This window comes from Jannaschia helgolandensis (assembly GCF_900109285.1).
GTDB classification, from domain to species: domain Bacteria; phylum Pseudomonadota; class Alphaproteobacteria; order Rhodobacterales; family Rhodobacteraceae; genus Jannaschia; species Jannaschia helgolandensis.
Window position 1 is genome coordinate 103,580 of the sequence record NZ_FNZQ01000007.1, and the last position, 25,985, is coordinate 129,564.

Below are 25,985 nucleotides of genomic sequence, written 5' to 3' on the forward strand. Positions count from 1 at the left end.
TCAAGTGTGGTTCAAGGGATATAAACTTCCAAATATGTCATCCCTGCTTATTTGGGGTCTACTTTGGGAAATTACCGGTCAGTTGGAGCTCACGTTCTTTGTCCCGCCACTGTCGGAGGTTTTTGTAACGCTGTTCAATATCATCGGCACGCCTGCTTTTACCAAAGCACTGTATGAAACCGCTGTGGCGTTCCTTGGTGGGGTTTTCTTTGCTATCGTAATTGGCATTCCCATCGGAATTTTCATGGGTCGCAACCGTCTGCTGGATGAGTTGCTGCTGCCCTGGGTAAATATTTTTGTCAGCGCACCGCTGACTGCGCTGGTTCCCGTGCTCATGGTATTATTTGGGTTTGGGCTAAAATCGATCATCATCACGACGACACTATTTGGCATATGGATCATTATCCTGAACACCCGCGCAGGTGTACGTCAGATCAACCGGTCCCTAATTGAAATGTCCACCAGCTTTGGCGCGTCACCTATGGATGCTTTCACGAAAGTCTATTTCTGGGCCGCCTTGCCGGAAATTCTTGGTGGAGTACGGATTGGAGTCATCCGCGCCGTTAAGGGCGTTATTATCGGGCAGCTTCTGATATCAATCGTTGGCTTTGGCGCATTGTTTGAACTTTATGCTTCGAATTTTCTGATGTCGCATTTTTGGGCAGTACTTATCGTGCTGTTCGCACTGGCATTTACCATTTCCGAATTCCTGGGTTATCTGGAAAGGAAAGTGTCATATTATGCTGCAAGCCGATGATCAGATCCATTGAAGCGGGGTTTTGAAATGTCAGCGACCCTGCATTCACTTCTTGCGTCTCATGATGCTGACCTTCCTGCTATCGGCGCGCCTGACCGCGATTGGCTGACCTACGGGGGGCTGCGGGCGTTAGGTTATCAAATCACCGACCAGCTGCGCGCAGCCGGGATCGGCGCACATGACCGTGTCGCGATCGTGTTGCCGAACGGACCAGAGATGGCGACAGCCTTTGTGACCGTCGCGCAAGCGGCCATTACCGCGCCGCTGAACCCGGCCTACCGACTGGATGAATACGCATTCTATCTTACGGATCTGAAGGCCAAAGCGTTGGTCGCGCAGGCAGGCGACGATGGCCCTGCGGTGCGGGCCGCACAGGACTGCGGGGTCGGCATATTACGGTTGCATGCTGATCCAAGCGATCCGGCGGGGGTCTTCCACCTTGTGCCCGACGCTGCGGCAGATATCCCTGCCGCAGCGGGGTCGCCGGGACCGGATAGCACCGCGCTGATCCTGCACACGTCTGGCACGACATCGAGACCCAAGATCGTACCCTTGTCACAGTCAAACCTTGTCGCATCTGCCCGCAACATTCAGACGTCTCTTGCACTGACATCGGTCGATCGCTGCCTGAACGTGATGCCACTGTTCCATATACACGGGCTGATCGCGGCAGTGTCTGCATCGCTGGCCTCGGGTGCATCCGTTTGGTGCGCCCCCGGCTTTGACGCGCTGAAATTTTTCGGCTGGATGAAAACGGCAACGCCAACGTGGTACACGGCCGTTCCGACAATGCACCAGGCGATCCTGTCACGTGCGGCGCGGAACGCCGACATCATAGCGACCACACCGTTGCGGTTTCTGCGATCGTCGTCAGCCTCGCTTCCAGCGCAGGTAATGACGGCACTGGCCGATACGTTCAACGCCCCGGTGATCGAGGCCTATGGCATGACAGAAGCCACGCATCAGATGACCAGCAACCCTCTGGCACGCGGGGCGCAGATGCCCGGATCGGTTGGCATTGCAGCCGGACCTGTGGTTCGCATCGCCCATGAAGCCGAGAACCGGATCATCGACGGCACCGGCGAGGTCGTGATCTCGGGGGCGAATGTCACATCGGGCTACGAAAGCAACCCGGACGCGAATGCAAAGAATTTCTTCGTCGCCGACGACACACGTTGGTTTCGCACAGGGGATCAGGGGGCGATTGATGATGCCGGGTATCTGCATCTGACGGGACGCTTGAAGGAAATCATCAATCGCGGCGGCGAAAAGATCAGCCCGCTCGAAGTCGATGGTATCTTGCTTGATCATCCGGCAGTGGCCCAGGTCGTCACCTTCGCCATCCCCCACGCCAAGTTGGGTGAGGACGTCGCAGCAGCGGTCGTCCTTGTCGAGGGGCAGAGGGCCACTGACACCGATATCCGCAGCTTTGCCGCTGAACGGCTTGCCGATTTCAAAGTGCCGCGCCACGTCATCATTCTGGATGAAATCCCAAAGGGGGCGACGGGCAAGATGCAGCGTATCGGTTTGGCCGAAAAGCTTGGGCTTGCCACAACATGAAGGTCTGCATTTTCGGGGCGGGTGCCATCGGTGGTTACCTGGGCGCGAAACTGGCGCTGGCCGGTGCGGATGTCAGTCTTGTTGCGCGCGGACCGCATCTTGCTGCAATGCAGGACAAAGGGCTGACGCTGCTGGAGCATGGGGCCGACCCGGTGACGGTGCCCATTACGGCCAGCGATGATCCCGAGAAACTCGGGCCACAGGATTATGTTGTCATGACGTTGAAGGCGCACTCCGTTCCGCCTGTCGTTCCGTTGATGAAGCCGCTGCTGGGGCCTGACAGCACAGTTGTAAGTGGCGTTAACGGTGTCCCTTGGTGGTATTTCCACAAAATCGGCGGCCCGCTTGAAGGCACGCGTTTGACGTCTGTCGATCCGGGAAACGCGCAGTGGGACGGTATCGGACCTGACAACGTCTTGGGCTGCGTGGTCTACCCCGCGGCAGAAGTGAGTGAACCCGGCACAGTCCGCCATATCGAAGGTAACAGGTTTTCACTGGGCGAACCTGACGGCAGCAAGTCGGACCGCGCAGTGGCCCTGTCACAATTGCTGACCAACGCCGGACTGAAGGCACCCGTTCGCCCAAAGCTGCGCGATGAGATTTGGGTCAAGCTGTGGGGTAATCTGTCGTTCAATCCGATCTCGGCCCTGACCGACTCCACGCTGGATGTGCTGTGCACCGATCCGGGAACACGCGCCGTGGCGCGCGCCATGATGGTGGAGGCGCAGACGATTGCTGAAAACTTGGGCGTGAAATTCCCTATCGACGTTGACCGGCGATTGGATGGCGGGGCCGCGGTCGGATCGCACCGCACATCGATGCTGCAAGACCTTGATGCGGGTCGCCCGATGGAAATCGACGCACTGGTGGGGTCTGTCAAAGAATTGGGAATGTTGACCGGCACGCCCACACCGACGCTTGATACGGTATTGGCGCTGGTGAAACTCCGGGCGCGTTCAGCTGGATTATACACTTGAGAAGAAGCCCCGCCAAATTACTCTGGCGGGGTCGTGTATCAGTTCACCCGATGATGTCGTTCAGCGTAGCGGAGGGACGCATGACCGCCGCAGTTTTCGCGGCATCCGTGTTGTAATAACCGCCCGTATCGACCGCACGTCCCTGCACGGCGGCAAAATCGGCCACAATTTTTTCCTCGCTATCGGCCAGTGCCTTGGCGAGCGGTTCAAATGCAGTTGCCATTTCAGGGTCTTCAGTCTGTGCCGCCAACGCCTGCGCCCAGTAGAGCGCAAAATAGAAATGGCTGTCCCGGTTGTCAGGCTGGCCAACCTTGCGACCGGGTGACTTGTCATTGTCCAGAATGCCTTGGGTTGCGGCATCGACGGCCTTGCCCAGAACCATTGCCTTGGGGTTGTCCTTTACCTGTGCAAGGTATTTCAGGCTTTCCCCCAGCGCGCAGAACTCACCCAGTGAATCCCACCGCAGATGGTTTTCTTCAACCAACTGCTGGACATGTTTCGGTGCCGAACCGCCTGCACCGGTCTCAAACAGTCCGCCGCCCTGCATCAGCTTGACGATCGACAGCATCTTGGCCGATGTGCCCAGTTCAAGGATCGGGAACAGGTCAGTCAAGTAGTCGCGCAATACGTTGCCCGTGACCGCAATCGATGTATCGCCCTTGCGGATTGTATCGAACGACAGGGCCGTGGCTTCACGCGGGGCCAGGATCAGGAACTTGTCTGCAACACCAGCCTTATCAAGCAGAGGTTTTACGTATTTCAGCAGTTCGGCGTCATGTGCGCGTGACGCGTCCAGCCAAAAGATCGCCTGACATTCTTCCAGCGCCTGCCGGTCGATTGCCAACTGCACCCAGTCTTCGATTGGAGCCTGCCGCGTCGAAGCGGAGCGCCAGATGTCGCCCGCCTCGACCTCGTGTTCGTGCAGTACATCGCCAGACTCGAGAACCATGCGGACAGTGCCAGCCTCTGGCATCTCGAACGTGGTGGGGTGCGACCCATACTCCTCGGCCTTCTGCGCCATAAGGCCGACATTCTGAACTGTACCGGCGGTGGACGGATCCAGCGCGCCGTTGGACTTACAGTTCTTGATCGCCTCGTCATAGACTGCGGCGTAAGAGCTGTCGGGGATCACGCAATTGGTGTCCGATTCAGACCCGTCAGGTCCCCAGCCCTTGCCGCCCGCCCGGATCAGCGCCGGTATCGATGCGTCGATGATCACATCAGACGGAACGTGCAGGTTGGTGATGCCTTTGTCTGAATTGACCATGTATAATGGTGGGTTGTCAGCAATGGCTTCCTCAATTGCCTTCTGTATTTCTGTGGCTTTCGGCGATGTCGCCACGACGTCCAGCAAAGCGCCAAGGCCCGAGTTCGGGTTGACACCGGCCGCTGCCAGATCATCGCCATATTGATCGAAGACAGGTTTCAGGAACGCTTTGACCGCATGTCCGAAAATGATCGGGTCCGACACCTTCATCATCGTGGCCTTGAGGTGGATGGAAAACAGGACACCAGCCGCCTTGGTCGCGGCAACCTGATCCAGCAAGAATGTATCCAGCGCCTTTGCCGACATGAACGTCGCATCTACAACAGTGCCCGCAGGATAGGACACGCTGTCTTTCAGGACCGTTACGCTGCCATCCTTGGCCACCAGTTCGATCCGCACGGTCGCCGCCTTGGTCAGCGTCGCGGATTTCTCGTTCGACCGGAAATCGTCGGCTGACATGGTGGAAACAGTCGTCTTGCTGTCGCTGGACCAGACGCCCATCCGATGCGGGTTGGCCTGCGCATAGTTTTTGACGGCCACAGCCGCGCGGCGATCAGAGTTACCCTCCCGCAGGACGGGGTTCACAGCCGATCCCTTGATCGCGTCATACCGTGCGCGGATGGCATTTTCGGCGTCGGTCGCAGGATTTTCCGGGTAATCCGGAAGGTCGTAACCCTGCGATTGCAGTTCAGTGACCGCGGCGACCAGCTGCGGAACGGATGCAGAGATATTGGGCAGCTTGATGACGTTCGCCTCGGGCGTTTTCACCAGTTGACCCAAGTGTGCAAGATCGTCTGTCTGGCGCTGTTCCTCGGTCAGGTTTTCGGGGAACGTCGCGATGATGCGCCCGGCCAGTGAAATGTCGCGCGTCCCGACAGTAACGTTCGCCTCTGACGCAAACCGCTGAACGATGGGCAGAAAGGACGCAGAAGCCAGTTCCGGGGCCTCATCAACTTTGGTGTATACGATATCAGGATTATCCATGGGCTGTCGTCCTCCTCAGCTTTGATCTGTTGGGTATCGACTTATCCAGCAGCCTCACCAAGGTCCACACAAAGCGGTCGCCTTTATGACTGTACCGACGCTTGACGAGGCCCGTACCGCAGAACTTCTCCAGCTTGGCCTGAGGTTTCGAAATCAAGGACGGGGCCTGGGACTGCCTTTTATCCATCGTTGGCCTTGGGATGGCAACGAAGCCCGACCTTGGCTTATCGCAATATGACGCTTGTCTTACTGACAGCCTGCGCCACCAATTCACCCCCGCAAAATGAATCGATACTTACTCATGAATACCTCTAGTGCGGGCAAAACATCATCGCACTGACAAGGATCATGCACAGGAAATATATGGTGGGCGAGACGGCGAACGGCACCGCCGTGTTGCGGTCACAGGTGACGAAGCCATTAATCTTACGGCATTGGACCCTGCGGTCGGCAATGATCTGAAGGCGCTGATCGCCGCCCCCGCGCTCGCAAGGTCAGTGGCTGTAAAAACGAGGGGTGCATCCAGCGTCCCGGTCGCATCGATCACCCCTGCCTTGCCCGTTGCCGATCCGGGCAAGATCATCTGTCTGGGTCTGAACCATACTGACCATATCAAGGAGGGCGGCTATGACATACCGGATTACCCGGCGCTCTTCATGCGGGGCAGGAATTCCATCATGGCCGCAGGAGCACCGATGGTGCGGCCATCCTGCTCCGATAAACTGGACTATGAAGCAGAACTGATGCTGGTTATCGGCAAAGGTGGGCGTCACATTCCCGAAGCGGATGCCTTGGACCATGTCTTCGGCTATACCGTATTCAACGATGGGTCCGTGCGCGACTACCAGCGCAAGACGCACCAGTGGACGCCGGGTAAAAACTTTGACGACACAGGCGCGATCGGTCCTTTCGTTGTGACCCCGGACGAACTTCCCGCTGGCGCATCAGGTCTCAGGATTGAAAGCCGCGTCGGTACCGAGATTTTGCAATCCTCCAACACGGCCAACATGATCTGGTCCGTTGCCCAGACGATTGCGACGATTTCGGAATACGCGACACTCGATGCGGGCGACCTGATCGCTATGGGCACACCGCCGGGGGTTGGTCATGCCAAGACGCCAAACCCGCGTTGGTTGCTACCCGGTGAGATCATCGAGATCGAGATCGAAGGTATCGGCATTTGCGCCAGCCCGATTGTCGACGAGAAGGATCTCGGGGTGAAAGCTGCTGAATGAAGACATCCAACGATGCAGAACAGCAGTCAGTGCGGCCCGGTTTCTTTCACCGGCTGGGATGGGCAAGTGACGATATATCCCTCCGGCCCTTCGGATCGGCAGGTCTGGTGTCCAACGTCGTTTGAACCGTGCAGCCATCGGACAGACCGAAAGCGGTCCTAAGTCTCGAAGAGGCCGGTAGCCACCGGGAAATTTGTTGTTCAGTGCATATTTGATGTGCAACCCTGTTTCAGGGGGCTTCGATGACAGCGGAGATAGCTGAGCAAAGAAAGAAACTTAGCGCTGCCGAAATCGGCGCGATTGCGCACCTGTATCGTGGCGAGGTCTACAGGTCGACGCTCTGGCGGACGCGGCTCGACACCACGACCAACTGGGCCGTGGTCACTTTGGGCATCGCATTATCCATCGCGTTTTCGTCGCCGGCCGCATCGCCACTGCCCTTGATACTCGTGGGCGTCTTGATCTTCTTCTTTTTGATGCTGGAGGCGCGCCGCTACCGATATTTCAATGTATGGCGCGCGCGATGCAGGTGGATGGAGGTGCATTTTTATGCGCCGATGCTGCACGACGGCGATCTCCATATGGAAGACGGCTGGCAAAAAGTCCTGGCCGAGGATTATTTATATCCTATGCACCATGTTTCCATATGGGTGGCGCTCGGACGGCGCATCCGGCGGAATTATTTATGGATCCTGCTGATTCAAAGCGCGGCCTATATTGGCAAGTTGGTCGTCCACCCCGAACCTTTGACAAGCGCGTCGCAGTTCATAGATCGCGCCGCAATTGGTCCATTGGATGGAAAATATGTCATTGGTCTTGGCGTTGCCTATTGCCTGACGTGGGGCGCGGCTTCGCTGTGGAGTTGGAGGGACGACAAAAACCGAGCCATGAAACGGCCTGTACGCACCAGTATGGGATGAGTGACGTGCCGAGTGGGAGGTGGAGACCGGAATGGCATTTGAAGAGACGCTAGCCGCTGGTTTTCAATAAACCGCAGGTCCCGGTCTTCAGTATCCGCGCCAGATCCAGCCGCCGCCCAGAACGCGCGTATCGTCCAGGTCATAGAACACGCAGGCCTGTCCGGGCGAGACGCCTTCCTCCGGCGTCAGCAGTTCGACTTCAGCCAGATCGTTTGCCTTGGGCCGCAGGATCGCTTCGCGTGGAGGGCGCGTGGATCGAACCTTCACGCCGATGTGCCATTCCCCTCGAGAGGCCAGCGGCGCGTCGCCCAGCCAGTTGATTTCGCGCAGCGGCACCAAGCGCGTGGCGAGCGCGGATTTCGGGCCGACGACGACGTGGCGCCTGTCGGGGTCCAGTTTCACCACATACAGTGGCTCGGACAGTCCGCCGATCCCGAGACCGCGACGTTGGCCAACAGTATAGTTGATGATGCCGTCGTGACGGGCCAGTTCGCGCCCGTCCATATCGACGATGGCACCGGGTTGCGCGGCATCGGGGCGCAGTTTTTCAATGACGGCGGCATAATCACCGTTCGGCACGAAACAGATGTCCTGACTGTCGGGCTTGTCGGCGACCGGCAGGCCATATTTCGCGGCCAGAGCTCGCGTCGCCGCCTTGTCGTGCAGATGGCCCAGCGGAAAACGCAGATAATCCAACTGTTCTCCGGTGGTGGAGAACAGGAAATAGGACTGGTCGCGCACCGGGTCGGCGGCGCGGTGCAATTCGGGACCGCGCGCGCCCATCTTGCGCTGGATATAATGGCCAGTCGCCATGCAGTCGGCATCCAGATCCCTGGCGGTTTCCAGCAGATCGCGGAACTTGACGCGCTCGTTGCAGCGGATGCAGGGCACCGGTGTCGCGCCACCAAGATAGGCATCCGCGAATTCGTCGATCACCGACTCGCGGAAGGTGTCTTCATAATCGAGGACATAGTGCGGAAAGCCCATGGTCTCCGCCACGCGCCGCGCATCGTGGATGTCCCGGCCCGCGCAACAGGCCCCTTTTTTTGCCAGCGCGGCCCCGTGATCGTAGAGTTGCAGCGTGACGCCCACCACGTCGTAGCCCTCTTCAGCCAGCATCGCGGCCACGACCGAACTATCGACGCCTCCGGACATGGCGACGACGACCCGCGTGTCGGCGGGGGCCTTGGCGATGCCGAGGCTGTTGAGCGTGGGTTGATCCAGGGGCATGTGCTTCTCCGGCAGGAAACGCCGTCAGATATAGGAAAATGCGAGATATTCACAAGGTGGCGCTTCATCTTGGCTTAACGACTGTCGCTCAGGAAGGCGGTAACCTACGGAGGAGCATGCCATGTATCTCAGAAAGGGGCCGGGACCACATGTGGTGACGCTGCCCGACGGCACACAGATGTCTCGGGCCGATCTGCCGCCCATCGGGACGACGCGATGGGTCGCCCGCCGGAAAGAGGCTGTCGTGCACGGTGTGCAGGCCGGACTGATCACCCGAGACGAGGCGATTGAACGCTATGATCTGTCGGACGAGGAACTCGCAGGCTGGGAGGAGGCAAGGAATGCCTTTGGAGCCAATGGCTTGAAGACGACGCTGATCCAGAAATTCAGACAATCTTAGAGGGTTTGAAGGCTGGTTGGAAAACGTGGTAACGATAAGTTAACCATTTGGGTGAAAGGATGACAGCATCCCTAAGTTCTCCCTGGAGAGAGTTAATGCGTATCCTGCTCGTCGAAGACGATCCCACGACCTCCAAGAGCATTGAAATGATGCTCGGCAGTGCGAATCTGAACGTCTATTCCACCGATATGGGGGAAGAGGGGATCGATCTCGCCAAGCTGTACGATTACGATCTTATCCTGCTGGATCTGAACCTGCCCGACATCAACGGCCATGAAGTGCTCAAGCAGTTGCGCCTCAGCCGAATCGAAACCCCAATCCTGATCCTGTCCGGTTCCGACGATACCGAGAACAAGATCCGCGGTTTCGGCTTCGGTGCAGACGATTACATGACCAAGCCATTCCACCGTGACGAATTGATTGCCCGCATCCACGCGATCGTGCGACGCTCCAAGGGGCATTCGCAGTCGGTGATCCGCACCGGGTCTGTCGCGATCAATCTTGATGCCAAATCGGTCGAAGTCGACGGGCGGACGATCCACCTGACCGGCAAGGAATATCAGATGCTGGAGCTTCTGAGCCTGCGGAAGGGGACGACCCTGACCAAAGAAATGTTCCTTAACCATCTCTATGGTGGCATGGACGAGCCGGAATTGAAGATCATCGACGTATTTATCTGTAAGCTTCGCAAAAAGTTGTCTGAGGCTACGGGCGGTGAAACCCATATCGAAACCGTATGGGGACGCGGCTATGTTCTGCGCGACCCTGAAGGAAGCGAAAAGGGAAAACATCTGGTCAGCGCCTGATCGTGGTCCGCGACATGCCGGTATCAACGGGAGGGTTAGCCATGACGATCAACTGACTCATATCATGCATTCCGGGCCGAGCGACAGGATCATACGGTCCTGACCCGATGGAATGGACCCGACCGGCAGGTTTTGACACTTCGGTCGCCGGTCATAAACGCCCTCCGCTCAAATATGCGAAGCGATGCGCACCGCCGCTCCCGGATTAACGGGGGCGGCGTTTCGATTCACCGAACGGTCCGGCTTGATGTCCGCCCATCCCGAATCGGTGGAAAGCGACGGAGAGGAGTCTTACTACCGTACGGCGAGGCGATCGGTCGAAGGGGGGCAGGGTGGCGCGGGAACGGGACATTGCGGTCGACGATCTGACCGAAGCGCAGGCCAGGTCGGAACTGGCGGCGCTCGGCCCAGTCTTGGCGCAGGCTAATACGGCCTATCATAGCGCGGATGATCCGGTAATGGACGATGCTGCGTTCGACGCGCTCAAACGCCGGATCGCCGCGATAGAGGCGCGATTTCCAGACCTCAAACCTGATGACAGCATCACTGAACAGATCGGTGCCGCACCGTCCGATGGCTTCGGCAAGATCCGCCATTCCGTTCGCATGCTGTCGCTGGGCAACGCCTTCGACACCTCCGACGTGCAGGACTTCGATGCCCGCATCCGACGATACCTCGATTTGAAACCGGACGCGCCGCTGGCCTATACCGCCGAGCCAAAGATCGACGGGCTGAGCCTGTCGCTGCGGTATGAGGCAGGCGCGTTGGTCCATGCCGTGACACGCGGCAATGGCGAGGTCGGCGAGGATGTGACGGCGAACGCCCGCACGATTGCGGATATCCCCCAGACGCTGGTCGACGCGCCCGACGTTCTGGAAGTGCGCGGCGAAGTCTATATGACGCATGCCGACTTCGCCGCGCTGAATGCCCGGCAGACAGCAGCGAATTCCAAGGTCTTTGCCAATCCGCGCAACGCCGCCGCGGGCAGTCTGCGACAGTTGGATCCGACGATAACGGCGGCGCGCCCGCTCCGCTTTTTCGCCTATGCCTGGGGCGAGGTCAGCGCGCCTTTGGCCGACACGCAATTCGGGGCATTGGAACGCTTGGCTGACTTGGGGTTTTCGACCAATCCGGTCACGCGCCGGTGCAGCGGACCGGATGACCTGCTGGCGCAATACGCGCAGATCGCGGCCACGCGCGCCGACCTTGGCTATGACATCGACGGCGTCGTCTACAAGGTCGACAACCTGAAGCTGCAGGAAAGGCTGGGTGTCCGCTCGACCACACCGCGCTGGGCCATCGCGCACAAGTTCCCCGCCGAAACCGCATGGACGCATCTGGAGGGCATCGACATCCAGGTTGGTCGCACGGGGGCGCTGTCGCCGGTTGCGCGGCTGACGCCGATCACCGTCGGGGGCGTCGTGGTTTCGAACGCGACGCTGCACAACGAGGATTACATCGCGGGGCGGGACGCCAACGGCCATCCGATCCGAAGCGGTGATCTGAGGGTCGGAGATCGGGTCGAAATATACCGCGCCGGTGACGTCATCCCCAAGGTCCGCGATGTTGATGTGTCAGCACGTCCGGCGGATGCGGTGCCATTCGTATTTCCCAAAATCTGCCCCGAATGCGGCAGCCCGGCGCAACGCGATCCGGGGGAGTCTGTACGGCGATGCACCGGTGGTCTGATCTGTCCGGCGCAACGGGTGGCGCGACTCAAGCATTTCGTGTCGCGCGGTGCGATGGATATCGACGGTCTGGGTGACAAGGAGATCGAGCGCTTCCACGATCTGGGTTGGGTATGCACTCCGGCCGATATTTTTATCTTGCAGGCGCGGCATGGCAGCGGGCTCAAGACTGTCGCGAACCTTGAAGGCTGGGGCGAAATATCGGCATCGAACCTGTTTGCGGGGATCGAGGCGGCACGAACGCAAGGTCTGGCCCGCGTCCTGTTCGGGTTGGGCATCCGGCATCTGGGCGAAGTTGCAGGCCGCGATCTGGCACGACATTTCGGCGATTGGGCTAGGTTCGCCACCGTCGCTGACGCGGCGATTCCCGCCGCCGAAGCGCATCGAGCGGCGGAAGCCGCCATCATCGACGAACGCGCCGCCGCCGAGGCCGCGGGCCGCCGTGCCAGGCTGTCCGATGTACGCACCCCGATCTGGTCCGCTGTTTCCGACGCGGCCCGCGCCGCATGGGACGAGCTGACAGGGATTGACGGTGTCGGCGCGACCCTGGCGCTTGCGATCTGCGACGCCATGGGGGCAGCGCAGGAACGCGCGGCGATTGACGCCCTGATGGCGGAGCTGGACCCCGCAGCACCAGAAGCAGTCGCCAGCGCCAGTCCGATCGCAGGCAAGACAGTCGTGTTTTCCGGCACCCTGGAGCGGGTCACTCGGGCCGAGGCCAAGGCGCGCGCGGAGCAATTGGGGGCCAGGGTATCGGGCTCGGTCTCGGCCAAGACGGACCTGCTGATCGCCGGGCCGGGTGCCGGATCGAAGCTGCTCAAAGCGGCGGAACTGGGGATCGAAACACTGGACGAAGCTGGCTGGATCGCCCTGACCGGCAATAGATGACGGGACGTCCTGAACCCCTGTTTCCCCTGTTCGCCAGTCTGGAAACCTTGCCCGGCGTCGGACCGAAGACGGCCAAACTGATGGCCAACATGTCCGTGGCGACGCCCAGGGACCTGATCTTCACATTGCCCACCGGGGGCGTCGACCGCACGCCGGTCGTGTCGGTTCGGGATGCGATCCTTCCAGGGGTTGTAACCGTACAGGTGACGGTCGGGCGCCACATCGCGCCATCGTCGCGCGGGCGGCCCTATCGTATTGAGGTAGAGGACGCGAAAACGACGTTTCAGGTGGTGTATTTTCGCGGTTCTGCCGACCTCCACGCCAAGACGTTGCCGACCGGGCAAAAGCGGATTTTGTCTGGAAAGGTCGAGCTTTATGAAGGCATCGCGCAGATGCCACATCCCGATCATGTGCTGGTCGAAGGCGAACGGCTTCCTGCCTTCGAACCGGTCTATCCGCTGACCGGCGGGATTTCCTCGCGGATCATGGCGCGGGCGGTCGAGGCGGCGGTGCAGCGTGTGCCCGAATTGGCCGAATGGATCGATCCGGCACTGGTTGCTGAAAGGGGCTGGCCCGCCTTTGGCGACGCCCTGCGGCAGGCCCATCACCCGGAGGATGCGGGCGATCTGTCGCCCGGCACGGCGGCGCGTCAGCGATTGGCATACGACGAATTGTTTGCGCATCAGCTGACGCTTGCACTGGCCCGGTCGACGGACCGCCGGCGGGCCGGGGTCGTGACCGAAGGCGACGGCCGATTGCGGCGCAAGGTTCTGGCATCACTGCCATTCGAAGCGACCGACGCGCAGAAACGTTGCATCGGAGAGATCGCGACCGACATGGGGCAGCCCCGTCGGATGAACCGCTTGCTGCAAGGCGACGTGGGGTCGGGCAAGACGCTGGTCGCCCTGATGGCGCTGCTGACGGCGGCCGAGGCGGGCGGGCAGGGGGTGTTGATGGCGCCTACGGAAATTCTGGCACGGCAACACGCCGAAGGGTTGCGGCCCATGGCGGATACGGCGGGCGTGGTGCTGGAACTGCTGACCGGGCGCGACAAGAACCGGGAGCGGCAGGCCAAGCTGGATGCGCTGGCGCGGGGAGACATCGCCATTCTGGTCGGGACCCATGCTGTATTCCAGCGCGACGTGGTCTTTGCCGACCTGCGGCTGGCGGTGATCGACGAACAGCATCGGTTCGGAGTGCGGCAACGCATGTTGCTAGGCGAAAAGAATGCGGCGACGGACGTTCTTGTCATGACGGCCACGCCGATTCCGCGATCGCTGGCACTGACGCAATACGGCGATATGGACATAAGCGTTCTGGACGAAAAACCACCGGGCCGGACGCCGGTGCAGACGGCGACGGTGCCGGTGTCCCGGATGGACGACGTGATTGCCAAGCTGCGCCATGCGGTGGCTGAGGGGCGGCAGGCCTATTGGGTCTGTCCGCTGGTCGAGGAATCGGAGGTCGTGGACACGACGTCTGCCGAAGAACGGTTCCGCAGTTTGCGCGCGGCCTTGGGCGAGGGGGTCGTGGGCCTGGTTCACGGTCAGATGCAGCCGTCCGAGAAGGACGCGGCGATGGCCGATTTCGTATCGGCCAAGACGCAGGTTCTGGTGGCGACGACGGTGATTGAAGTCGGGGTGGACGTGCCGAATGCGTCGATCATGGTCATCGAGCGGGCGGAAACCTTCGGTCTGGCGCAGTTGCACCAGTTGCGCGGCCGGGTCGGGCGCGGGGCGGCGGCCTCGACGTGCCTGTTGATGTACAAAGCGCCGCTGGGTGAAGCGGCAGAAGCGCGCTTGCGGATCCTGCGCGAAAGCGAGGATGGCTTTCGCATCTCCGAAGAGGACCTGGCTCTGCGTGGTGCCGGCGATGTGATCGGAACGGCGCAATCCGGATTGCCTCGGTTCCGGATTGCCGACCTGGAACGTCATGCCGGACTGATGGAGCTGGCCAGTCGGGATGCGCGATCTTTGCTTGCGAAAGATGCCGATCTGGCGAGCGCGCGGGGACAGGCCGCCCGGCTGCTTCTGTGGTTGACCGAACAGGACCGGGCGCTTCGATTATTGTCTGTCGGTTAGCCACAAAACCAGGAACAAATGCAGTTTGTTCACTAATGTTCTAAAAAAGTTCTTTACTTATTGTTAGGGAAGTGAGAACAAAGGCAAAACATAACAGCACGGAAGGTGACTGAAATGGCCCGCAGAATGAAAACTTCCCTGACCCGTCTCAGCGATGAACCGCTGGGCGATATTCTTGGCGGAATCTGGCTGGTAACTGTGATGCTGGGCCTTCTGAACCTTCCTTCGCTGATCTCCTGATCCTGCCTTTTCCCGTTACTGCCTGCATCCCCTCGGTTTCGAACCCTGATCCGGACCTCCCCCTCGTCCGGTCGGTCGATCGCCGTCTCTGTCCCCCGGAGACACCCGATCCGGTCCCGTCGTCCCGCCCCGGACATCGGTTCCTCGAACGCAACGGGATGCCACTTCACCGCCGCCTCCGCCCCACGGAGTGCGGCGGTTTTTTCGGCTCATACCCTGTGTGGTGCCTCTTGCACGGTGTTGCGATACCCTATGCGCAGCCCGCCCCAGTGACGGCCCCGCACAGTGATCGGGGCGGAAATGTCCTTCATCATCACCATCCCCTGTGCGCCCATATCTCTGCGATAGACCTGCATCAGGAACGGCGCGCGGCTGGCTCCGGCCTGCCGCCCGGTCCGGTCGTCGAACAGACGGCGATTGCGGCAATTCGCTGCATTCCACGCCGGATCGTCCGACTGCAGCGCCGAAAACTTGCGGTTGTGGGTGGCGATATACCCCTGCCGGTCGCAGGGGCAGGTAAACAGGATGCTCGGGTCGAACCTCAGCGCATCCTCGATGATCGGCGGGACGACGGTATCGGTCAGCCGGCTGTGGCGGGCCATGAATTGAGGAGGGTCTGAGCCGGGGATCGGGGCAAGACCGGTATCGAACAAGTCTTCTTCGGTGATCTGACCGGTTTCGAGGGCCGTCTCGAAGGCGGCGGCAATCCTGCCGGCGATGGTCTGGGCGTGGGCGATGAAAGGACGATCCGGGCCGTCGGTTTCGACCTCCGCAACGCGCTGCAACAATGCTTCGCATCTGTCCATCATGTGGCTCGTGCGGTTGCGCGCTTCGTCGACGCCGGTCGCGGTGTGCCGCGTGCCCATGTCGATGATGTCGCAAACCTCTCCGACGTCCCTATCGGCAGTGGCAAGAACGCTGACAGAGGCCTCCAATGCTTCGATCCGGGTACGTGCGGCGGACATCTGGTCAGCGATCATGGCAACGGCATCCTGCGTGCTGGCCGCGATTTCCAGACCGCGCGCGAACTCCGGTGTCAGGCGGCGGCTGTCTTCGCGCATCGTCCGGGTCCATCCGTCCAGCGAAGTTACCGCGGTCCTGATGCCGCCGGCGGCGTCTGCGGTCTTGTGCGACAGGTCCTTGACCGCTTCGGCGACGACTGCAAAGCCGCGACCGGCATCGCCTGCCCGCGCCGCTTCGATCGACGCATTTATGGCCAGAATGTTCACCTGCCGGGCGATCCGCGTGATGTCGTCGTTGGATGCGACGATCCGGGACAGGACGTGTTCGAGGTCTTCGGTGCGCGGCCCGATGCCCGTGCCCCACGCCGAGAGTTCCTGATAACGGCGTCCGTTTTCCGCGATGGCCTCGAGACGCTCCGCCGCTGCCGCCTCGGTCTCGAGAGCCGACGTCCCAAGTGATCTAAACCCGTCGTGCAGGGCGGCAATGGCACCACCGAAATCCTGTGTTGCCCGCCGCAATGTATCGATTTGCACAAGGTTGGCCCGCGCGTTGCCGTCGATTCCGTCCACGAAGGCGGCAAGGTCGGCCACCAGATACCCCAAGGGAGCTATTTCCTCAGCCAGGCTGGTGTCTGCGACGATTGCAGGGTCCGCCGGATTGGTCGGTACAGTCGCTACAGGCAGGGGCTGGGCCGTCATGCATCCTCCTCGGTCTCGACAGAGGAGAATAGAACCTGAAGATTACCTTGCGGTTAATCGCCGGTCAGCGAGGCTTTCAAGCGCTTCGACCGTCGCATCCAGTGCCAGCAGGATCGAGGCATGTCGATTGCGGAATTCACGCGCGGGCAGCATCACTTCCAACCCGTCGAACGGCGCATCCGGCACCGGCCCGCCGTCTTTCAACATCGCGCGCAACTGGTCGCGGGCAGTGCGAACCTGCTCCAGATCGGAACCGATCACCCTGCGCCCGGATACCGACGCGGAAGCCTGGCCCAGCGCGCAGGCCTTCACGTCCTGAGCATAGCGGATGATCCGCCCATCCTCGACATCCAGCGATACAGTCACCGTCGACCCGCAAAGCGGCGACCGCTTGCGCACGCTCACTTGCGGGTCGATCAAAGGCTCGGTCGCAGGCATGTCGGCGGCCAGGGCAAGGATGCGTCCGGAGTAGAGCTTGACCAGATCAGTTTCGGACATTCACGTGCCTCCGGCTTCTGGCCGACCTCAGGAGACTTCCCTCGGACGGTCCTGACCCTTAGGTAGCCCCCCGAACCCCGGTTGCAAAGGTGTGGCCCCGATGACTTTTGACCCTACTACGCTGAAATACGATGCCAACGGTCTGATCCCGGCCATTGCGCAGGATCATGTCACGAACGAAGTCCTGATGATGGCCTGGATGAATGCAGAAGCCATCGCGAAAACCCTGGCGACGGGGCAGGTGACCTATTGGTCGCGGTCAAGGCAGGCCTTCTGGATCAAGGGCGAGACGTCGGGGCACGTTCAGGCGCTGGTCGATCTGCGGGTCGATTGTGACCGGGATTGCTTGCTGCTGATCGTCGAGCAGACCGGGCCTGCCTGTCACACAAATCGGCGGAGCTGCTTCTTTACGGCCGTCCGCGATAAAGATGAGATCGAGCTGATGCGACCGATCGGCTAGGGTAATCGTGCGAAACAGCTACCTTATCGGGATCAGGTTCCAGCCCGGCGCAAATGTGCCGTAGATATCCATGGTAACAAAGCTGCGGGGCCGGATTCGTGCGCGGTATATCGACGCCGAAATAGGCAGGAGTCGAACACGCCTCTTGAACCGTTAGCGCTAACGGTGCATTTGTTCCTTAAAGGAGGCCCATCATGCCGCTGGACAGCCGAATCGATGAAATCACCGACCGTATCCGCGAACGCTCCCGTCCGACGCGAGACCTCTATCTCGAACGTATGCGGGAACAGGCGCAGAAAGGTCCGCGCCGCGCCCATCTGGACTGTGGCAATCAGGCCCACGCCTATGCCGCGATGGGCGAAGACAAGGGCGATCTTGTCGCTGACCGGGCACCGAACATAGGCATCGTGACAGCCTACAACGACATGCTGTCGGCGCATCAGCCTTTCAAGGATTATCCCGACCGCATCAAGGCCGCCGCCCGGTCCGTCGGTGCCACGGCACAGGTCGCGGGCGGTGTTCCCGCGATGTGCGATGGCGTCACGCAGGGCCAGAACGGCATGGAGTTGTCGCTGTTTTCGCGCGACGTGATCGCCTTGGCCACGGGCGTTGCGCTGTCGCACAACACCTTCGATTCCGCGCTGTATCTGGGCATCTGTGACAAGATCGTGCCGGGCCTGGTGATCGCCGCTGCGACCTTTGGCTATCTGCCGGGGATATTCGTGCCCGCGGGTCCAATGACGTCCGGTCTGGGCAACGAAGAGAAATCGCAGGTTCGCCGCGATTTCGCCGAGGGCAAGATCGACCGGGCTGAGCTGATGAAGGCCGAAATGGCCAGCTACCACGGGCCGGGCACCTGCACATTCTACGGCACCGCGAATTCCAACCAGATGTTGATGGAGTTCATGGGCCTGCACCTGCCCGGCGCGTCTTTCATCAATCCGGGCACGCCGCTGCGCGATGCCCTGACCGATGCCGCGACAGTGCAGGCGACGAAAATCACGGCGCTTGGCAACGCCTATACGCCGGTCTGCGACGTGCTGGACGAACGCGCCTATGTGAACGGTCTGGTGGGCCTGATGGCGACGGGCGGGTCGACCAATCTGGTGCTGCATCTGATCGCCATGGCGCGCGCCTCGGGCGTTCAGTTGACCTGTGCTGATTTCGATGCCGTGTCGGACGTCACGCCGCTCATGGCGCGGGTCTATCCGAACGGTCTGGCCGACGTGAACCATTTCCATGCCGCCGGAGGCCTGCCGTTCATGATCGGTCGGTTGTTGGAGGCTGGCTTGCTGCATGAGGATGTGCAGACGGTCGCCGGGCAGGGCCTGTCGGCTTATGCGACCGAACCAAAGCTGACAGGCGACCGCATCGAATGGACGCCCGGCCCGAAGGACAGCCTGAACGACAGGATACTGAAAACTCCGGATGCGCCCTTCGACCATCATGGCGGTCTGAAACAGGTGCATGGCAATCTGGGACTGGGAGTCATTAAAATCAGTGCGGTAGCGCCCGAACTTCATGTGATCGAAGCGCCCGCCCGCATCTTCCACTCGCAGGACGACGTAAAGGTCGCTTTCCGCGCCGGAGAGCTTGACCGCGACGGCGTCATCGTGGTCCGCTATCAGGGGCCGCGCGCCAACGGGATGCCCGAACTGCACGGCCTGACACCTGTTTTGACGGTTCTTTTGCAGCGCGGATACAGGGTCGCGCTGGTGACCGACGGGCGCATGTCAGGGGCATCGGGCAAGGTCCCCGCCGCGATCCATGTCGCGCCCGAGGCACTGGACGGCGGTTTGATCGGCAAGTTGCAGGATGGCGACCTGATCCGCGTCGATGCGGTCAAGGGCACGCTCGACGTGCTGACCGAAGGCGTGGCCGGTCGCGATGTTCCGCGGCCCGACCTGAGCCATAATGAGTATGGGCTGGGACGCGAATTGTTCAGCCTCTTCCGGGCCAGTGCAGGGCCATCCGACCGGGGGGCGGGTGTGGTCATCTGACTGCGCCTGCGCCACACCTGATCCAATCCAGCCGCCCACCAAAGGCACCGCAAAGAGGCACCGCCATGACCATGACCCCCGCCGAACAATCCAGGGCCGCCCGCGACATCGCCACCCGCGCACCCGTCATCCCCGTGCTTGTGCTGGACGACGTGGCGCATGCCGCGCCGCTGGCCCGCGCGCTGGTCGCCGGTGGGTTGCCCGCATTGGAGGTCACGCTGCGGACGCCGGTCGCGCTCGAGTGCATTCGTGAAATGGCCAAGGTGCCGGGCGGGATCGTCGGGGCAGGCACGCTGTTGACCCCCGCCGACGTGAAAGCGGCAAAAGGGGCGGGCGCGATGTTCGGGGTCTCGCCCGGCGCGACCGATACGCTGATCCAGGCCTGCATCGACGAAGACCTGCCCCTGCTGCCCGGCGCGGCCACGGCGACCGAGGCGATGATCCTGCTGGAAAAGGGCTATGACATGCTCAAGTTCTTCCCCGCAGAGGCCTCCGGCGGCGCGCCCGCGCTCAAGGGTATCGGCGCGCCGATTCCGCAGATTTCGTTCTGCCCGACGGGCGGTGTCAGCCCACAGAACAAAGCCTCCTACCTGAGCCTGCCGAACGTGGTCTGCGTCGGCGGAAGCTGGGTCGCTCCCAAGGACATGATGGACGCGGGCGACTGGGACGGGATCGAAAAACTCGCGCGCGACGCCCAGACCTGACCGTTACACCAGCAGATCGAACCGGGCGCGCAGGCTTCGTTCCAGTTCGGGCGCAAAGGCGGCGATGTTTGGCCCGGCCATAATCTCCGCCCGCCGCACGCGCGCCTTTGCGATCAGGTCGGGCCGACCGGCCTCCTGCCATTCCTTCGGGCTGATCCGGCATCCCAGCGTCGGATAGACATATTCGCTCTGCATCACCGACAGGGTCGATTCGGTGCCCAGATAATGCCCCGGCCCCTCCAGGCAGACGGCGCGCATCGCCTCCAGCGCCAGCGTCTCGTCGGTGACTTCGACCCCCCGCACGCAGCGCAGCGCCGCCCCGATCATGTCATCGCCCAGGATCAGGCTCTCGGGGCAGAATCCCATCAGCGATCCGTGCATCCCGGCGGCCTCATATACCATGTTCAGCCCGGCCAGACCGGCCATCACATCGCTCATGCCCTGTTCCCAGCCGGCCTGCATGTCGGGAAGCTTGGCGTCCGCCATCCCCGCCGCCGCGCCGCCCGGCAGGCCATAGAACCGCCCCATCTGCGCACAGGCCGCCGTCAGCACAGCCTGTTCGCCCGATCCGCCCGACATCGCGCCGGTCCGCAGGTCCGACACGAACGGCCAGGTGCCGAAGATCGCGGGATGCCCCGGCGCGATGCTGTTCACATAGACAACGCCCGCCAGACATTCGGCCACGGCCTGCATCACCGCGCCCGCCAGCGTCGCGGGGGCCGTGGCCCCGGCCTGACCCGCGGACAGCAGAAGGACAGGCAGGCCGCCGCGGATGCAGGCCTCCATCACCTCGCAGCTTTCGGTGGCGAAGCGCATCGGCGGCACCACGAAACAGTTGGAGTTCAGCACGAAGGGTCGCGCGCGGAACGCATCTTCGCCCCCCGCGACCGCGTAAAGGTAGTCCAGACACTTCGGAACCGTCGCGGCGGTGCAAAAACTCGTACCGACATGTTTGCGCGTCCCCGTCAGACAGGCGTGCAGCGTGTTGAGGTCCAATGTCTGGTCATCCGTCATGTCGCGCGCCACCATGGGCCGCTGCAGGAAGTGGATGTTGTCGAGTGCATCGGCCAGCCGCGCCGCCTCGTGCAGATCGGCCAGCGTGCTGTCGCGGTAATCGCCGGTGACGGCATCGACCACGCTGACCGCCGCGCCCGCCGTGCCGAAATGGACGCGGGCCCCCGACAGGTCCAGGTCGAAGGCCGGGTCGCGGGCATGCAGGGTGATGTCGCGGGCGGCGCACGCCAGCATGTCCTCGACCAGCGCGCGCGGGAACCGCAGGCGACCGTCATCCGACTGCACGGCCCCGGCGGCGGTCATGCTGGCCACGCCCGATGGCGGCGCACCGGACAGGCCGATCTCTTCCAGTGCGGTCAGCGCGGTCTCGTGAATGCGCGTGACATCGGCCTCGGTCAGCGGCTTGTACCGACCGCCGGTCAGGCCGGGGCGGACGGGGCGGGAGGCGTCAGGCAGCGGCGCGGCGCGGGCGGCGTGACGGGCGGCGCGACCGCCGGTGCGGATGGGACGGGTCATCGGATCTCCGGGTAAGGAACAGACAGGGACGGGATCAGTGCCCGACAGGTCGTCCCCGCGCCGCACGCCCCCGCCGCGCGCCGATCACACGCAACACCAGAAGATATACCGTTGTATGGCTCATCGCCCGATGGTGGCGCGCCTTCGATGGCGTCGCGCGTCCGTTTGCGACATTATCGCAGGTCGCGGATGACCTCCCAGACGGCCATCACGTCGTCACGGGTGCAGTCCCATGTGCCGCATGTGAAGCGAATGACGAACCGGCCCGCATGTGTCGTCTGCGTCAGATAGATGCGTCCGTCCGCATTGATGCGCGTCAGCAGGGCTTCGGTCGCGGCACAGCCCCCGGTCAGCGCGAAACTGAAAAGCGACAGGCGCGGCTCGGATGTGATCTCGAGGCCCGGCTCGCCCCGCAGAACCTCGCACAGCTCCCGCGTCCAGGCGACGTGGTTGCGGATGCGGACGCGAATGCCGTCCAGCCCATGCGCGCGCAGAACGAACCACAGCTTCAGCGCCCGCATGCGACGGCCCAGCGGCACGGTCCATTCGTTGAAATTGGTGACCTCGTCGCCTTCCAGCGTCTGAAGGTAATCGGGTCTCAGCCCCAGCGTGCGGATCTGGTCGACCGGGTCGCGGATCAGTTGCACGGCGCAGTCGAACTGTGCGCCCATCCACTTGTGCGGATTGAAAACAAGGCTGTCGCAGTCTTCCGCACCTTCCAGAAGCGTCCGGAACTCGGGGCAGATCATCGCGCTGCCCGCCCATGCGGCATCGACGTGGGTCATCAGATCGTGCGCCCGTGCGACCGGCAGGCAGGCCGTGATCTCGTCGAAGGCCCCGACCGCCGTGCCGCCCGCGCAGAACACGATACCGGCGGGCATCAGCCCGGCGGCGACATCCGCCCCGATCGCGCGCGTCAGCGCGTCCGGGTCCATCGACAGGTCATCGCGGACGGGAACCTTGACCAGATTGTCCTGCCCTATGCCCGCCAGCCGCACGGCCTTGTCGACCGATGAATGGGTCTGCGCGCTGGCGTAGATGCGCAGCCGCGGCTGGTCCGACAACCCCTCGGTCAGGCCCGCAAAGCCGAGCGCCCGTTCCCGCATCGTCAGCACCGCTGACAGTGTCGCGGTCGTCGCCGAATCGTGGATCGTGCCGGTCCAGTCCTCGGGCATGTCCAGCGCACGGATCAGCCAGCGGATCATGCCCTGCTCCAGTTCGGTCGCCGCCGGAGAAGTCTGCCAGAGCATCGCCTGCGCCCCGATGCCGGACATAAGCTGTTCGGCCAGCATCGACGCGGGTGCCGCATTGGCCGGGAAATAGGCGAAGAAGCGGGGGTGCTGCCAATGGGTCAGGGCACCTGGGATCAGCGCCTCGAAATCGGCGAAGATATCCTCGGGCGGCTCGGCCATGTCGGGGGCCGTCGCAGGCAGTCGGGCCAGCAGATCGCCGGGCGAGACCTGCGCGCGGACGGGCCGGTCCCGCAGGGTAGCATGATAATCGGTGATCCAATCGGCGGCGCGCTTCGACCAGTGGTTCAGATCGTCGTGATTCACTTCGACCCTGCCGTCAGATAGTCATCGACCTCGCCCGACCCGATGCCGCCCAGACGGGTGAAATCGCCCGCGCCGAACATATCCTGCGCGGCGTCGCGGATCACCTGGTGGGTGGCACGGGCCAGTGCCGACCCGAGCGAGATGCGGGCGACCCCGGCGGCGGCGAATTCGTCACGGCTGGTCTGCGTCCACGGCCCGGCGGCCAGCGCGTTGACCGGGGCGGTGACCGACGCGCAAAGGCGTGTCAGACCTTCGATGGTTTCGGGCATCGGGCAATACAGAACGTCTGCGCCCACGGCTTCGAACGCCTGCAACCGGCGGATCGCTTCGTCCAGATCATAGGTGCCGTGCATGACGCCGTCGGCGCGCGCGCAGAAGACGAAGTCGTGGTTGGCCCGGCGCGCGGCCTTCACGGCGGCATCCATGCGCGCGACCGACAGATCGAAGTCATAGGGCGCGCCGTTCGGGGTCACGTCCTCGATGCAGCATCCGGCCAGACCGGCAAGCGCGGCCAGTTCGACGGTTTCCGCACAATCGGCGGGGTCGGGGCCATACCCGTCCTCCAGATCGGCAGAGACCGGGACCGACAGGTGATCGGCCAGATCCCTGGCATGGGCGATGGCGTCGGTCCGCCCCACTTGACCGCCGTCGGGCAAACCGCGGGTGAAGGCGTATCCGGCGGATGACGTGGCGATGGCCCTGGCACCTAGGGCCACCAGCATGCGGGCCGATCCGACGTCCCAGGCATTGCCGAGGATGAAGGGATTGCCGGGTTGGTGCAGGGCGCGGAAGTCGGTCATCGGGGCATCTCCTTGGCGAAGGTCAGAAGCGGGCCCGACGCTGCATATCGCGTACGAGCCTGCCGTGGCCGTTGGGGCGGTGCAGCCTTGGAGCTGGAAAGACGCCACTGTCGGCACCGGACACCGGCGGCACGCCCATGTCAAACCGTTGATCGGTGGCCATGCCGCGGCGCTTGGCAGGGCGGCATCGCCATGTTAGGCGCAGGCTATGGGCACGTGCATCTGCATCATCTGCATTTCGACCGCCCGCTGACAGGATCGGCGGGCGCTGGTTGCCCGTTTCCCATCCGGCATCCATCCCCGCCATAAAACGACAGGAAACGCCCGGATGACCGCGCCGAATGCTATCCCGATGCTCCGACTTCGCAACTCGCTGACCCGCAGGGTCGAGGAGTTCGCGCCGCTGGATGCGTCCAATGTGCGCCTCTACCTGTGCGGACCGACCGTCTACGACCGCGCCCATCTGGGCAATGCGCGCAACGTGATCCTGTTCGATCTGCTGTTCCGCCTGCTGCGTCACGATTATGGCGTGGACGCCGTGACCTATGTGCGCAACTTCACCGATATCGACGACAAGATCATCGCGCGGGCGGCTGATACCGGCCGGGAGGTCGAGGATATCACCGCCGAGACGACGCAGTGGTATCTGGACGACATGGCCGCGCTGGGCACGCTGGAGCCGACGCATATGCCGCGCGCGACGGACTACATCGAACAGATGGTCGAAATGATCGAGGGGCTGATTGCGTCCGGTCACGCCTATGTCGCCGACGGGCATGTGCTGTTTTCGGTCGGGTCGTTCGACGGCTATGGTGTCCTGTCGGGCCGGACCGTGGACGACATGATCGCGGGCGCGCGGGTCGAGGTCGCGTCCTATAAACGCGACCCGATGGATTTCGTGTTGTGGAAGCCGTCGTCGGAAGAAGAACCGGGCTGGGAGACGTCGCTGGGCTACGGCCGCCCCGGCTGGCATATCGAATGTTCCGCCATGGCCAAGGCGCTTCTGGGCACATCGTTCGACATTCACGGGGGCGGCAACGATCTGCTGTTTCCGCATCATGAGAACGAGCGGGCGCAAAGCTGCTGCGCCGACCCGGACGGCGATTTCGCGCGGTACTGGCTGCACAATGAAATGCTCCTGGTCGAGGGCCGCAAGATGTCCAAGTCGCTGGGCAACTTCTTCACCGTCCGCGACCTGCTTGACCGTGGCGTGCCGGGCGAAGTGATCCGCTTCGTGTTCCTGTCGACGCATTATTCCAAGCCGATGGACTGGACCGAGGCCAAGGCGCTGGAGGCCGAAGGCACATTGCGCAAATGGCGCGCCATGGCCGGGGATGGCGGAACCGTGGATGACGCCGTGCTGAGCGCGTTGCGCGATGACCTGAACGCGCCCGGCGCGATTGCGGAGCTGCACCGTCTGGCCAAGGCCGGAGACGGCGCGGGGCTGAAGGCATCGGCCGGGCTGCTGGGATTGCTGGAGGACGCGATGGGCGATTGGATCGACGGGGGCAACGACGAGGTGGTGGAAGCGGTTCTGGCGGCCCGGATCGCCGCACGGGCCGACAGGGACTGGGCGCGCGCCGACGCGCTGCGCGATGCGCTGGTGGCGGCGGGCGTCGTGGTGACGGACGGGCTGGGCAGGGGCTGGGAGGCCGGGCCGGGGTTCGATCCGTCGAAGCTGGAGGGTCTATTGTGATCACAATTGCGTCCGACGTGGATCACCCGTGGATCACCCGTTCCGAA

Annotated in this window: 20 protein-coding genes; 13 read left to right on the forward strand and 7 right to left on the reverse strand. The window is 62.3% G+C overall.

The window, feature by feature from the left end; translation table 11 throughout:
• Positions 1 to 4 precede the first annotated feature (4 nt).
• The 3 genes from BMY38_RS15680 to BMY38_RS15690 are packed head-to-tail and all read left to right on the forward strand — an operon-like array spanning position 5 to position 3,294.
• Positions 5 to 757 carry an ABC transporter permease gene (locus BMY38_RS15680; protein ID WP_092764602.1) on the forward strand — a complete coding sequence of 251 codons (753 nt, stop codon included), beginning with the start codon at positions 5 to 7 and terminating at the stop codon, positions 755 to 757.
• A gap of 27 nt (positions 758 to 784) precedes the next feature.
• Entirely contained in the window at positions 785 to 2,317 is a 1,533-nt protein-coding gene (locus tag BMY38_RS15685) for an acyl--CoA ligase (RefSeq protein WP_092764604.1), read from the forward strand.
• Positions 2,314 to 3,294, forward strand: a complete 981-nt coding sequence (locus BMY38_RS15690) for a 2-dehydropantoate 2-reductase (RefSeq protein WP_092764606.1) — start codon at positions 2,314 to 2,316, stop codon at positions 3,292 to 3,294. The genes BMY38_RS15685 and BMY38_RS15690 overlap by 4 nt, the downstream gene beginning before the upstream one ends.
• Positions 3,295 to 3,337: 43 nt before the next feature.
• On the opposite strand, the gene BMY38_RS15695 is transcribed toward BMY38_RS15690, so the two are convergent.
• Complete coding sequence (locus BMY38_RS15695; protein WP_092764608.1) at positions 3,338 to 5,545, reverse strand: NADP-dependent isocitrate dehydrogenase; 2,208 nt, start codon at positions 5,543 to 5,545, stop codon at positions 3,338 to 3,340.
• A gap of 314 nt (positions 5,546 to 5,859) precedes the next feature.
• Between BMY38_RS15695 and BMY38_RS15700 the strand changes: the two genes are divergently transcribed.
• Together BMY38_RS15700 and BMY38_RS15705 are read left to right on the forward strand one after the other, a co-directional pair.
• A complete protein-coding gene (locus tag BMY38_RS15700) occupies positions 5,860 to 6,780 on the forward strand; it encodes a fumarylacetoacetate hydrolase family protein (RefSeq protein WP_245737646.1) in 921 nt (306 codons plus the stop codon).
• Positions 6,781 to 7,022: 242 nt separating this feature from the next.
• Positions 7,023 to 7,700: a DUF2270 domain-containing protein gene (locus BMY38_RS15705; RefSeq protein WP_092764610.1), complete on the forward strand. Its 678-nt coding sequence runs from the start codon at positions 7,023 to 7,025 to the stop codon at positions 7,698 to 7,700.
• Positions 7,701 to 7,787: 87 nt separating this feature from the next.
• On the opposite strand, the gene mnmA is transcribed toward BMY38_RS15705, so the two are convergent.
• Positions 7,788 to 8,930, reverse strand: a complete 1,143-nt coding sequence (gene mnmA, locus BMY38_RS15710) for a tRNA 2-thiouridine(34) synthase MnmA (protein ID WP_092764612.1) — start codon at positions 8,928 to 8,930, stop codon at positions 7,788 to 7,790.
• Between the two features lie 121 nt (positions 8,931 to 9,051).
• On the opposite strand from mnmA, the gene sciP reads away from it, so the two are divergent.
• The 4 genes from sciP to recG all read left to right on the forward strand — a co-directional run bounded on the left by sciP (position 9,052) and on the right by recG (position 14,793).
• Positions 9,052 to 9,330, forward strand: a complete 279-nt coding sequence (gene sciP / locus BMY38_RS15715; RefSeq protein WP_092764614.1) for a CtrA inhibitor SciP — start codon at positions 9,052 to 9,054, stop codon at positions 9,328 to 9,330.
• A 95-nt stretch (positions 9,331 to 9,425) separates the two neighbouring features.
• A complete protein-coding gene (gene ctrA, locus BMY38_RS15720; RefSeq protein ID WP_092764616.1) occupies positions 9,426 to 10,136 on the forward strand; it encodes a response regulator transcription factor CtrA in 711 nt (236 codons plus the stop codon).
• Between the two features lie 332 nt (positions 10,137 to 10,468).
• Positions 10,469 to 12,712, forward strand: coding sequence for an NAD-dependent DNA ligase LigA (gene ligA, locus BMY38_RS15725; protein WP_245737647.1), 2,244 nt, complete (start codon positions 10,469 to 10,471; stop codon positions 12,710 to 12,712).
• On the forward strand, positions 12,709 to 14,793 hold the full coding sequence (recG, locus tag BMY38_RS15730) for an ATP-dependent DNA helicase RecG (RefSeq protein WP_092764618.1): 2,085 nt from the start codon (positions 12,709 to 12,711) through the stop codon (positions 14,791 to 14,793). Before ligA ends, recG begins: the two co-directional genes overlap by 4 nt.
• A 449-nt stretch (positions 14,794 to 15,242) precedes the next feature.
• On the opposite strand, the gene BMY38_RS18310 is transcribed toward recG, so the two are convergent.
• Both BMY38_RS18310 and BMY38_RS15740 read right to left on the reverse strand, forming a co-directional pair.
• Positions 15,243 to 16,694 (reverse strand): methyl-accepting chemotaxis protein, encoded by a 1,452-nt coding sequence (locus BMY38_RS18310; RefSeq protein ID WP_092764621.1) that lies wholly within the window; start codon positions 16,692 to 16,694, stop codon positions 15,243 to 15,245.
• Between the two features lie 42 nt (positions 16,695 to 16,736).
• Positions 16,737 to 17,192, reverse strand: coding sequence for an iron-sulfur cluster assembly scaffold protein (locus tag BMY38_RS15740; protein ID WP_092764623.1), 456 nt, complete (start codon positions 17,190 to 17,192; stop codon positions 16,737 to 16,739).
• A 100-nt stretch (positions 17,193 to 17,292) separates the two neighbouring features.
• Here BMY38_RS15740 and hisI point away from each other — a divergent pair, with 100 nt between their 5' ends.
• The 3 genes from hisI to BMY38_RS15755 all read left to right on the forward strand — a co-directional run bounded on the left by hisI (position 17,293) and on the right by BMY38_RS15755 (position 20,356).
• Positions 17,293 to 17,652: a phosphoribosyl-AMP cyclohydrolase gene (gene hisI / locus BMY38_RS15745; RefSeq protein ID WP_092764625.1), complete on the forward strand. Its 360-nt coding sequence runs from the start codon at positions 17,293 to 17,295 to the stop codon at positions 17,650 to 17,652.
• Between the two features lie 194 nt (positions 17,653 to 17,846).
• Entirely contained in the window at positions 17,847 to 19,652 is a 1,806-nt protein-coding gene (gene edd / locus BMY38_RS15750; protein WP_092764627.1) for a phosphogluconate dehydratase, read from the forward strand.
• A gap of 71 nt (positions 19,653 to 19,723) precedes the next feature.
• On the forward strand, positions 19,724 to 20,356 hold the full coding sequence (locus BMY38_RS15755) for a bifunctional 4-hydroxy-2-oxoglutarate aldolase/2-dehydro-3-deoxy-phosphogluconate aldolase (RefSeq protein ID WP_175495921.1): 633 nt from the start codon (positions 19,724 to 19,726) through the stop codon (positions 20,354 to 20,356).
• A gap of 3 nt (positions 20,357 to 20,359) precedes the next feature.
• Here the strand turns inward: BMY38_RS15755 and BMY38_RS15760 are convergent, their stop codons facing one another.
• The 3 genes from BMY38_RS15760 to BMY38_RS15770 form a co-directional block, all read right to left on the reverse strand.
• Positions 20,360 to 21,886 (reverse strand): trimethylamine methyltransferase family protein, encoded by a 1,527-nt coding sequence (locus tag BMY38_RS15760; protein ID WP_092764632.1) that lies wholly within the window; start codon positions 21,884 to 21,886, stop codon positions 20,360 to 20,362.
• A 173-nt stretch (positions 21,887 to 22,059) separates the two neighbouring features.
• Positions 22,060 to 23,442 (reverse strand): pyridoxal phosphate-dependent decarboxylase family protein, encoded by a 1,383-nt coding sequence (locus BMY38_RS15765; protein WP_092764634.1) that lies wholly within the window; start codon positions 23,440 to 23,442, stop codon positions 22,060 to 22,062.
• Positions 23,439 to 24,242, reverse strand: coding sequence for an isocitrate lyase/PEP mutase family protein (locus tag BMY38_RS15770; protein ID WP_092764637.1), 804 nt, complete (start codon positions 24,240 to 24,242; stop codon positions 23,439 to 23,441). The genes BMY38_RS15765 and BMY38_RS15770 overlap by 4 nt, the downstream gene beginning before the upstream one ends.
• A gap of 328 nt (positions 24,243 to 24,570) precedes the next feature.
• Here BMY38_RS15770 and cysS point away from each other — a divergent pair, with 328 nt between their 5' ends.
• Positions 24,571 to 25,938, forward strand: coding sequence for a cysteine--tRNA ligase (gene cysS / locus BMY38_RS15775; protein ID WP_092764639.1), 1,368 nt, complete (start codon positions 24,571 to 24,573; stop codon positions 25,936 to 25,938).
• Positions 25,939 to 25,985: the final 47 nt, after the last annotated feature.

Excerpts from the sequence above, each read along its gene's own strand:
- BMY38_RS15705 (WP_092764610.1), top strand. The coding sequence starts at position 7,023 with ATGACAGCGGAGATAGCTGAGCAAAGAAAGAAACTTAGCGCTGCCGAA.
- BMY38_RS15740 (WP_092764623.1), bottom strand. The coding sequence starts at position 17,192 with ATGTCCGAAACTGATCTGGTCAAGCTCTACTCCGGACGCATCCTTGCC.
- BMY38_RS15755 (WP_175495921.1), top strand. The coding sequence starts at position 19,724 with ATGACCCCCGCCGAACAATCCAGGGCCGCCCGCGACATCGCCACCCGC.
- sciP (WP_092764614.1), top strand. The coding sequence starts at position 9,052 with ATGTATCTCAGAAAGGGGCCGGGACCACATGTGGTGACGCTGCCCGAC.
- recG (WP_092764618.1), top strand. The coding sequence starts at position 12,709 with ATGACGGGACGTCCTGAACCCCTGTTTCCCCTGTTCGCCAGTCTGGAA.
- BMY38_RS15770 (WP_092764637.1), bottom strand. The coding sequence starts at position 24,242 with ATGACCGACTTCCGCGCCCTGCACCAACCCGGCAATCCCTTCATCCTC.
- BMY38_RS15690 (WP_092764606.1), top strand. The coding sequence starts at position 2,314 with ATGAAGGTCTGCATTTTCGGGGCGGGTGCCATCGGTGGTTACCTGGGC.
- BMY38_RS15760 (WP_092764632.1), bottom strand. The coding sequence starts at position 21,886 with ATGACCCGTCCCATCCGCACCGGCGGTCGCGCCGCCCGTCACGCCGCC.
- BMY38_RS15695 (WP_092764608.1), bottom strand. The coding sequence starts at position 5,545 with ATGGATAATCCTGATATCGTATACACCAAAGTTGATGAGGCCCCGGAA.
- BMY38_RS18310 (WP_092764621.1), bottom strand. The coding sequence starts at position 16,694 with ATGACGGCCCAGCCCCTGCCTGTAGCGACTGTACCGACCAATCCGGCG.
- ctrA (WP_092764616.1), top strand. The coding sequence starts at position 9,426 with ATGCGTATCCTGCTCGTCGAAGACGATCCCACGACCTCCAAGAGCATT.
- BMY38_RS15685 (WP_092764604.1), top strand. The coding sequence starts at position 785 with ATGTCAGCGACCCTGCATTCACTTCTTGCGTCTCATGATGCTGACCTT.
- cysS (WP_092764639.1), top strand. The coding sequence starts at position 24,571 with ATGACCGCGCCGAATGCTATCCCGATGCTCCGACTTCGCAACTCGCTG.
- hisI (WP_092764625.1), top strand. The coding sequence starts at position 17,293 with ATGACTTTTGACCCTACTACGCTGAAATACGATGCCAACGGTCTGATC.
- edd (WP_092764627.1), top strand. The coding sequence starts at position 17,847 with ATGCCGCTGGACAGCCGAATCGATGAAATCACCGACCGTATCCGCGAA.
- mnmA (WP_092764612.1), bottom strand. The coding sequence starts at position 8,930 with ATGCCCCTGGATCAACCCACGCTCAACAGCCTCGGCATCGCCAAGGCC.